General features: G+C 72.5%; 7 protein-coding genes. All 7 read right to left on the bottom strand.

Features of this window, described 5'->3' with window-relative positions:
- Positions 1-239 precede the first annotated feature (239 nt).
- Positions 240-2,570 carry a 1,4-alpha-glucan branching protein GlgB gene (glgB, locus tag J1M37_RS07140; protein ID WP_206452377.1) on the bottom strand — a complete coding sequence of 777 codons (2,331 nt, stop codon included), beginning with the start codon at positions 2,568-2,570 and terminating at the stop codon, positions 240-242.
- A 40-nt stretch (positions 2,571-2,610) separates the two neighbouring features.
- On the bottom strand, positions 2,611-4,710 hold the full coding sequence (locus J1M37_RS07145; RefSeq protein ID WP_049147756.1) for an alpha-1,4-glucan--maltose-1-phosphate maltosyltransferase: 2,100 nt from the start codon (positions 4,708-4,710) through the stop codon (positions 2,611-2,613).
- Positions 4,711-4,829: 119 nt separating this feature from the next.
- Positions 4,830-5,621: an ABC transporter ATP-binding protein gene (locus tag J1M37_RS07150; RefSeq protein ID WP_036382449.1), complete on the bottom strand. Its 792-nt coding sequence runs from the start codon at positions 5,619-5,621 to the stop codon at positions 4,830-4,832.
- Positions 5,614-6,603, bottom strand: a complete 990-nt coding sequence (locus tag J1M37_RS07155) for an ABC transporter permease (protein ID WP_098093600.1) — start codon at positions 6,601-6,603, stop codon at positions 5,614-5,616. Before J1M37_RS07155 ends, J1M37_RS07150 begins: the two co-directional genes overlap by 8 nt.
- A 126-nt stretch (positions 6,604-6,729) precedes the next feature.
- The gene (locus J1M37_RS07160) at positions 6,730-7,740 is read right to left on the bottom strand and encodes an ABC transporter substrate-binding protein (protein WP_044658572.1); all 1,011 of its coding nucleotides are present in this window, start codon (positions 7,738-7,740) and stop codon (positions 6,730-6,732) included.
- A 232-nt stretch (positions 7,741-7,972) separates the two neighbouring features.
- Complete coding sequence (gene rlmB / locus J1M37_RS07165; RefSeq protein ID WP_113914506.1) at positions 7,973-8,962, bottom strand: 23S rRNA (guanosine(2251)-2'-O)-methyltransferase RlmB; 990 nt, start codon at positions 8,960-8,962, stop codon at positions 7,973-7,975.
- Between the two features lie 74 nt (positions 8,963-9,036).
- Positions 9,037-9,426 (bottom strand): DALR domain-containing protein (locus J1M37_RS07170; protein WP_342345126.1); only part of this gene is annotated, 390 nt, incomplete at its 5' end.

The following is a 9,426-nucleotide window of genomic DNA, read 5'->3' on the forward strand; positions in this document are numbered from 1 at the left end:
CGGCATGAATCCGCGGATTCTGTGTTCTTCACCCCGCCTCCCGGTCACCCGGTCGGCGTCTTGAGCACGAGATGGAACTCTACACACGAATCCCACCGAACACAAAATCAGGGGTGACACCCGGCGTGCAGCCCCGGGCGGACGGTCGGCTTCCGCGTGTTCTCGCGGATTCCTCGATGGCGTCCGACTCGGTTTGGCACTCCCGCGCCAAGACCGTCGATCGTGACGTGCACCACGCGTCAGGGCGTGACCGTCGAGTCCGGGTGCGGCTGGAGCCACAGGGTGGTCAGCGCCGGCACGTTCACCGTGACGTGGGCAGGCTGGCCCTGCCACTGGCCCTCATGGGCAGCGATCACCTCGGACTGGCCGGTCTGCTCCCGCCAGCCGTCACCGTGGAAGTCGGTTGAGTCCGTGTCCAGCACCACCGTCCACTCCCCCGCGGACGGCACCCCCACGCGCAACCCCTGACGCGGCGACCCCGAGAGGTTGGTGATGCACAGCAGCGGGGCGCCGCCCGGTTCAGCGGCCGGGACCGCGGCGCCGTCGTCGTCGATCCGTGTCTCCGGCACCACCTGCGCCGCGGGCATGCGGAGGAACACGAGCGTGTTGCCGTCGGCGTCGCCGCCGTCCACCCACGCAAATCCCTCCGGGCTGTGGTCCAGCGACCACAGCGCCGGCTTGCTGCGGTAGAGCGCGTTGAGCTCCCGGATCGTCAGCTGGACCCCGCGGTGCGCCTCATCCCACGAGACGGGCCAGTCCAGGCCCTCGCCCTCGGACCACTCGCTCGGCTGCGCGTACTCCCCGCCCATGAACAGCAGCTGCTTGCCGGGGTGCGCCCACATGTACCCGTAGTAGGCGCGCAGGGTCGCCAGCTGCTGCCGTCGGTCGCCCGGGATGCGGCCCAGCAGGGAGCCCTTGCCGTGGACGACCTCATCGTGGGACAGCGGCAGCACGTAGTTCTCCGAGTAGGCGTACACCAGGGAGAACGTCCACTGCTCGTGGTGCCACCGGCGGTTGACCGGGTCCTGGGACAGGTAGGCCAGGGTGTCGTGCATCCAGCCCATGTTCCACTTCTTGCCGAAGCCGAGACCGCCCGCGTCCACGGGAGCGCTCACCCCGGAGAAGGCCGTGGACTCCTCCGCGATCATGTGGACGCCGGGGTGCAGGCGGTACACGGTCGCGTTGACCTCGCGCAGGAAGTCGATGGCCTCGAGGTTGTGGTTGCCGCCGTGCACGTTGGGCTCCCACTGCCCGTCCTCGCGCGAGTAGTCCAGGTAGAGCATCGAGGCGACGGCGTCCACGCGCAGCCCGTCGATGTGGAACTCGCCGAGCCAGTAGAGCGCGTTGGCCACGAGGAAGTTGCGGACCTCGGTGCGGCCGAAGTCGAACACGAGGGTGCCCCAGTCGGGATGTTCGCCCCGCCGCGGGTCCGGGTGCTCGTACAGGGCGGTCCCGTCGAAGCGCGCGAGCGCCCACTCGTCCTTCGGGAAGTGCGCCGGCACCCAGTCCACGATGACGCCGATCCCCGCCCGGTGGAGCGCGTCTACCAGGTGCTTGAACTCGTCCGGGGAGCCGAACCGGGAGGTGGGGGCGTAGTAGCCGGTCACCTGGTAGCCCCAGGACCCGCCGAACGGATGCTCCGCGACCGGCAGGAACTCCACGTGCGTGAACCCGAGCCACTGCACGTACTCCACGAGCTGCTCGGCCAGCTCGCGGTAGTCCAGCCCGGGCCGCCACGAGCCCAGGTGCACCTCGTAGATGCTCAGCGGGCGCTCGTGCGGGTCCGTGAGACGGCGGCGCTCCATCCAGGTGCGGTCCCCGAAGGCGTAGTCGGACTCGAGCACACGCGAGGCCGTGGCCGGCGGGACCTCCGTCCAGCGGGCCATCGGGTCCGCCTTCTGCCGCCAGAGCCCGTCCCGGCCGAGGATCTCGAACTTGTAGCGGTCGCCGTGACCGACGCCAGGCACCAGCAGCTCCCACACGCCGGAGGAGCCGAGGGACCGCATGGCATGGGTCCGGCCGTCCCAGCCGTTGTGGTCGCCCACCACGCGCACGGCCCGCGCGTTCGGCGCCCAGACCGCGAAGGCCGTGCCGACGGCCTCGTCGGCGGAGGTGCGGACCACGCGGGCGCCGAGCACCTCCCACAGCCGTTCGTGCCGGCCCTCCCCGATCAGGTGCAGGTCCAGCTCGCCGAGCGTGGGCAGGTGCCGGTACGCGTCGTCCTGCTCCTGGACGGGGCCGGTCGTGCCGTCCTCGGTCTCGTATGCCACCTCGACGCGGTAGTCGCCCGCGGCGGCCCCGGCCACACGGGGCGTCGGGGCCACGCCCGCGAACACGCCGTCGTGCTCGTGCGTCAGCTCCACGCGTTGCCCGTCGCCGGCGCGGACCACCGTGACCGTGCGCGCCAGCGGGCGCAGCACGCGGTAGGTGACCGCGGCGCCGTCGGGATGCGGGTGGGCGCCCAGCACGGTGTGCGGATCGTGGTGCCGGCCCTGCGCGACGGCGGCCAGCACCTCCGGGTCCACGGCGAGCGGGGCGACGGCGGGACGGGGGGCGGCGGACGGGGTCATGGCGATTCCTGTTCTGGGGACGGCGGGCGTCGGGAGCGGCTCAGCCGTTCCGGACGACCCGCAGGACATGGGCGGGCTCGACGTTCGGGTCCAGGCGGACGTACGGGGTGCGGCCCCACCGCCAGCGCTGGCCGGTGAGCAGGTCCTCCACCTCGACGGCCCCGGACGCGTCGCGGTCCTCGGGGCGCAGACGCAGCGCCTCGAGGTCCAGGTCCAGGGTCGCCTCGACGACGTCGTGCGGGTTCGTGGTGACGACGACGATCAGGGTGTCCTCCGCGGGACCGGCGTCGGTGACCGCCTCGGCGTCCCGGTGCGCACCCTCGGGCCGGGCCGAGCGCGTCTTCGAGAACACGAGCAGGTCAGGGTGCGTCGAGGCGTGCAGGGTCAGGTTCTGCAGGTCGCCCAGCGCCGGGTGCGCCGCGCGGATCTCATTGAGCCGGGTGAGGTACGGGGCGAGCGAGGCACCCGCGGCCTCCGCGCCCTCCCAGTCCCGGGGGCGGTACTCGTACTTCTCGTTGTCGATGTACTCCTCCGCGCCCGGCCGGGCCACGTGCTCGAACAGCTCGAACCCGGCGTAGACGCCCCACAGCGGGCTGGCCGTGGCGGCGACGACGGCGCGGATCCGGAACGCGCCCGGGCCGCCGTGCTGCAGGTACTCCGTGAGGATGTCCGGCGTGTTGACGAAGAGGTTGGGGCGATAGAACGCCGGCGTCTCGTGCGAGATCTCCTGGAGGTACTCCGCAAGCTCCTCGGCCGTGTTCCGCCAGGTGAAGTACCCGTAGGACTGCTGGAACCCGACCTTGCCCAGGGCGTGCATCATCGCGGGACGGGTGAAGGCCTCGGCGAGGAACACGACGCGCGGCTCCTCGGCGCGGACCTTCGCGATCAGCCACTCCCAGAACCACAGGGGCTTGGTGTGCGGGTTGTCCACGCGGAAGATGTGCACGCCGCGGGCCACCCAGCCCCGCACCACGTCCAGCACCGCCTGGGCGAGGCCGCCCGGGTCGTTGTCGAAGTTCAGCGGGTAGATGTCCTGGTACTTCTTCGGCGGGTTCTCCGCATACGCGATGGTGCCGTCCACGCGGGTGGTGAACCACTCCGGGTGCGCGGCGACCCACGGGTGGTCCGGGGAGCACTGCAGGGCCAGGTCCAGGGCCACTTCGAGGCCCTCGTCCGCGGCCGCGGCCACGAACGCCTCGAAGTCCTCGACGGTGCCCAGGTCCGGGTGCACGGCGTCGTGCCCGCCCTCGGGCCCACCGATCGCCCACGGCGAGCCCGGGTCCTGCGGCCCGGCCGTCAGCGTGTTGTTCGGACCCTTGCGGTGCGTGGTGCCGATCGGGTGGATCGGCGGCAGGTAGACCACCTGGAAGCCCATCCGGGCGACCGCCGGGAGCCGGTCGGCCGCCGTCGCGAAGGTGCCAGAGGACCACGTGCCGGAGGCCTCGTCGAAGCGGGCGCCCTCGGAGCGGGGGAAGAACTCGTACCAGGCGCCGCGGCCGGCGAGCTCGCGCTGCACGTCCAGCGGGTAGAGCTCGGAGCTCGTGAGGTGCTCCCGCACGGGGCGGGCGTGGAGGACGGCGGACACCTCCGCCGACTCGGCGGAGGCCAGGCGCTGGGCCGGGATGAGCGACTCGTCCTCGAGGCCGCGAACGACCTCCTCGAACACGGCGCGGTCCTCGGCCGAGCGCTCCGCGTCCTCGGCGGCCCGGCGGAACAGGGCGGCGCCCTCGGCGAGCATCAGCTCCACGTCGACGCCGGCGGCGATCTTGACGGTGGCCGCGTGCTTCCACGTGCCCACCGGATCGTCCCAGCCCTCGACCACGAACTGGTGCAGGCCCGGCTCGGCGGGCCGCAGCGTGGCCACGACCTCGTCCAGGCCGGGCCGGCCCGGACGCATCTGCACGCGCTGCACCTCGGCGCCGGCCGGGTCGAACAGGCGGACGGTGGCGCGCACGGAGTCGTGGCCCTCGCGGAACACGGTCGCGCGGACGGGGATGTCCTCGCCGACCACGGCCTTCGCCGGGAACCGGCCGTCCAGCACAACGGGCTGCACGTCCGTCACCGGGATACGCCCCGTGACGGTCTGGAGGCGGACATCGGCTGCGGTGGCGCTCTGGGTGTCGGGCTTCACGGTGCTCACGCCACGACGCTACCCCGCGGCCGCGCCGGTGAGAACGGCCGGCCCGCCCGCCCGCCGTGGGGGGCGGAGGGGCGGGCGGGCGGAGGGGCGGGCCGGGGACGGGGCGCCGGACGGGACGCTCAGGACAGCATGGTCTTGTCGTCCACGACGGCGCCCTTGATCTTGCCGAACTCGGCCAGCAGGTCCGCCGGGGTGCGCCCGGCCTTCTCCTGCTCGTCCAGCTCGAGGATGATCCGGCCGTCGTGCATCATGATCAGCCGGTTGCCGACCTCGAGGGCCTGGGACATGTTGTGCGTGACCATCAGCGTGGTGAGCCGGTGCTCGGCCACCACCTGCCGGGTCAGGCGGGTCACCAGCTCCGCCCGGGACGGGTCCAGGGCGGCGGTGTGCTCGTCCAGCAGCAGGATCTTCGGTCCGGAGAACGTGGCCATGAGCAGGCTGAGCGCCTGACGCTGGCCACCGGAGAGCAGCCCGACCTTGGCGGTGAGGCGGTTCTCCAGGCCGAGTTCGAGCTTCGTGAGCTCGTCGCGGAACATCGCGCGCCGGGCGCGGGAGACGCCCCGCGAGAGCCCGCGGGCGTGCCCGCGTCGCCAGGCCAGGGCCATGTTCTCCTCGATCGTGAGATTCGGGGCCGTGCCCGCCGTCGGGTCCTGGAACACCCGGCCGATCGAGGCCGCGCGGCGGTGGTCCGGCATGCGGGTGACGTCCTTGCCGCCCACGGCCACGGTGCCGGTGTCCGGGAGCAGCTTGCCGGCGATCGTGTTCAGGATCGTGGACTTGCCGGCGCCGTTGGAGCCGATCACGGTGACGAAGTCGCCCTCGGCCAGGTGCAGGTCGATGCCCTGCAGGGCGCGCCGCTCGTTGACGGTGTTCGGGAAGAAGGTCTTGGAGACCTGTGAGATCTCAAGCACGGGGGGCCTCCTCGGAGACGGATGCGGCGGGGGTGGCGCCGCCCGGCTCGCCGGTCAAAGGCATGCCGGCGGTGGCCGGAGCGGCGGCGGCCGGCCCCGGGGTCACGGCCGTGCCCCGCGTGCGCAGGCCCAGGCGCGTGGCGAAGCCGAAGCGCGGCAGCAGCAGGGCCACGACGACGAGAGCCGCGGAGATCAGCTTCATGTCGTTCGGGCTCAGGCCCGCGTTGAGGGCGAACTGGATGATCAGGCGGTAGAGCACGGCGCCGACGATCACGGCGAGCGTCGCCCAGAAGACCGTGCGCTGGCCGAACACGGCCTGGCCCACGATCACGGACGCCAGGCCCACGAGGATGAGGCCGATGCCCATGGAGATGTCCGCGAAGCCCTGGTACATGGCCAGCAGGGAACCGCCGAGGGCCACGAGGCCGTTGGAGATCATCAGGCCGAGGATCTTCATCCGGTCCGTGGAGACGCCGTACGAGCGGATCATCTCCTCGTTGTCACCGGTCGCCTGCAGGGCGAGGCCCAGGTCCGTGTGCAGGAACCAGTCGAGGATCAGCTTCACCACGAACACGCCGAGGAAGAGCACGAGGATCGAGCCCCAGTTCCGGGCCAGGCCCAGGTCGTCGAGCCACGTGAACAGGGTGTCCTGGCCGAGCAGGGGGATGTTGGCCTTGCCCATGATCCGCAGGTTGATCGAGTAGAGCGCGATCATCGTGAGGATGCCGGCGAGCAGGCCGTCGATCCGGCCCTTGGTGTGCAGCAGGCCGGTGACGAGGCCCGCGAGCGCGCCCGCCACGAACGCGGCGAGCATGGCCAGTGGCACCGGCGTGCCGCCCGTGATGAGCACGGCGGCCGTGGCGGCGCCGGTGGTGAACGAGCCGTCCACCGTGAGGTCGGGGAAGTCGAGGATGCGGAAGGTCAGGTACACGCCGAGCGCGACGACGGCGTAGATCAGACCCAGTTCCACTGCGGTCAGCATGGGGTGGGTGCCTTTCGGGCGGTGCGAGGGGGACGACGGCGGGCGGGGTGGGCCGGCCGTCGACGTGCTCCGCGGCGGCCCGGACCCTGTGGTCCGGGCCGCCGCGGAGGCGGGTCAGGCGCGGGATCAGCCCTCGACGAGCTGGTCGGCCCTGTCCGTGAGCTCGGCGGGGATCTCGACGCCGTAGGCCTCGGCGGCCTTCGGGTTCAGCACGAGCTGCAGGTTGGCCGGGTCGGCGTAGCCCACGGGCAGCTCGGCCGGCTTCGCGCCGTCCTTGAGGATCTTCACGGCCATCTCGCCGGCCTGCTTGCCGTGCGCCTCGTAGTCGATGCCGTACGTGCCCAGGGCACCGCGCTCCACGGAGTCGATGTCCGCCGAGATGACGGGGATGCGCTGCTCCTCGCCGTAGCCCACCACGGTCTCCAGCGCCGAGACGACGGCGTTGTCCGTGGGCACGTAGATGCCGTCCACGCCGGACAGGGACTGCACGCCCTGCTGGACCTCGGACGAGTTGGTGATGGTGGCCTCCTTGACCTCGAGGCCCAGCTCCTTGCCGGCCTCCTTGGCCTGGTCCACCTGGACCTTGGAGTTGGCCTCGCCGGAGTTGTAGACGATGCCGACGGTCGTGGCGTCCGGCTTCACGTCCTTGAGCAGCTGCAGCTGCTCCTTGACCGGGTTGCGGTCCGAGACGCCGGTGACGTTGCCGCCCGGGGCCTCGTCCGAGGCCACGAGCTCAGCGCCCTTCGGATCGGTGACCGCCATGAACACGACCGGCTTGTCCTTCACGGCCGAGGCGGTGCCCTGCGCGGCGGGGGTCGCGATCGCGGCCACGAGGTCGACGTCCGCGTCGTTGGCGAAGGTGGAGGCGATGGAGGTGACGGTGGCCTGCTCGCCCTGGGCGTTCTGCTCCTCGAACGTCACGTCCAGGCCGGCGTCCTCGAACGCCTCCTTGAAGCCCTCGGCCGCGCCGTCGAGCGCCGGGTGGGAGACGAGCTGGTTGATGCCCACGGTGTAGGAGCCCTCGCCGCCGGCGGCGGAGGACGAGCCGGAGCCGCCGGAGCCGGAGTCGCCGCACGCCGTGAGCCCGAGGGCGACGACGGCGAGGGCGGCGGTGAGGGGGAGGGAGCGGTGCTTCATGAGACGGACCTCGTTCTGATGGTGCGGTGCGGGATGCGCTCGCCGACGGGGGCCCGTCGGACACAGTGCAGACACTGTGCGCGGTGACGCGCGTCACGGGCAAGACGTGGGCGTGTCCACGCGACATCCTGCCATGTGATGGGCATCACGGTGGACACTCTGCCCCGCTGGGCTTCGTGTGCGACCCCCGCGTCCCCGCCCGGCCGTCATCCCGGGCGGGACGCCGTGGAGGTCAGCGCCCGCCGGCGCGCTGCACCGAGATCTCGTACAGGGAGATGCCCACCGCCATCGAGGCGTTGAGGGACTCCATCGTCGAGTCGATCGGGATGGACACGATCTGCTGGCAGTGCTCCCGCACCATGCGGGACAGACCCTTGCCCTCGGCCCCCACCACGAGCACGAGCGGCTCCGTGGCCAGGGCGAGCCCGGGCAGGGAGACGTCCCCGCCGCCGTCGAGGCCCAGCACGAAGTAGCCGGCCTTGTGCAGGTCGACGAGGGTGGTGTTCAGGTTGCCGGCCTGGGCCACGGGCACCCGCGCGGCCGCGCCGGCCGAGGTGCGCCAGGCGGTGGCGGTCACGCCGACGGAGCGCCGCTCGGGCACGATCACGCCGTCCGCGTCGAACGCGGAGCCGGCCCGGATGATGGCGCCGAGGTTGCGGGGGTCGGTGATGCCGTCGAGCGCGATCAGCAGCGGCGGGGTCCGCAGGTGCCCCTTCTCGTGCTTCGCGAGCGCGTCGAGGGCCAGGGCCGTGGCGTCCGCGTACTCATAGGGCGGGATCTGCAGCACGATGCCCTGGTGCACGGCCTCGCCGGAGAGGCGGTCCAGCTCCGGCTTGGTGTTCTCCAGGACCGGCACGCCCTGTTCGAGGCAGAGGCGCAGGGCCTCCTTGACGCGGTCGTCCATCTCGATGCGCACGGCCACGTGCAGCGCCTTGGCCGGGATGCCCGCGCGTAGCGCCTCGAGCACGGGGTTGCGACCGGAGACCGTCTCGTCCGTGAGCTTCACGCGGCCGCGGACCTGGTCCTTCACGGGGCCGCGCTTGGCGGACGAGCGCTCGGCCAGCTGCTTGGCGCGGTGCGCCTTGTGGTAGACCCGGTCCTCGGCCTTGGGGGTGGGTCCGCGGCCCTCGAGCGCCTTGCGGCCGTGGCCGCCGGTGCCCTTCATGGGGCCCTTCTTGCCCTTGGGCTTGCGGGATCCGCCGGAGCGGGGGGCGGTGGACATGGCGGGACTCCTGCGGGCCGGGGACGGGGGCGGCGGCACGCGGGGCGCCGCCGGATCGCCCTCCAGTCTAGGTGTCAGTCCGCCAGGCGCCATGTGGCGCCGTCGGCGCCGTCCTCCACCACGACGCCGGCCGCGGCCAGCGCATCGCGGATGCGGTCCGCGGTGGCCCAGTCCTTGTCCGCGCGGGCCTGTGCCCGCGCCTCGATCTGCGACCGGACGAGCGAGTCGAGGGCGTCCGACACCGGGCCGGCCGCGGCGTCGTCGCCCTCGGGCACGTCGTCCAGGCCCAGCACCGCGGTCATGGCCTCCACCTCGGCCAGGCGGGCGGCCGCGGCGTCGAGGTCCTGCCCGGCCAGCGCCGAGTTGCCGGCGCGCACGGCCTCGTGCAGGGCCGCGAGCGCCTGGGGCACGTTGAGGTCGTCCTCCATGGCGGTGCGGAAGGCGGCGGGCACGCGGTCCGCGAG

This window comes from Micrococcus sp. KRD012 (assembly GCF_017168555.1).
Classification (GTDB): Bacteria; Actinomycetota; Actinomycetes; order Actinomycetales; family Micrococcaceae; genus Micrococcus; species Micrococcus luteus.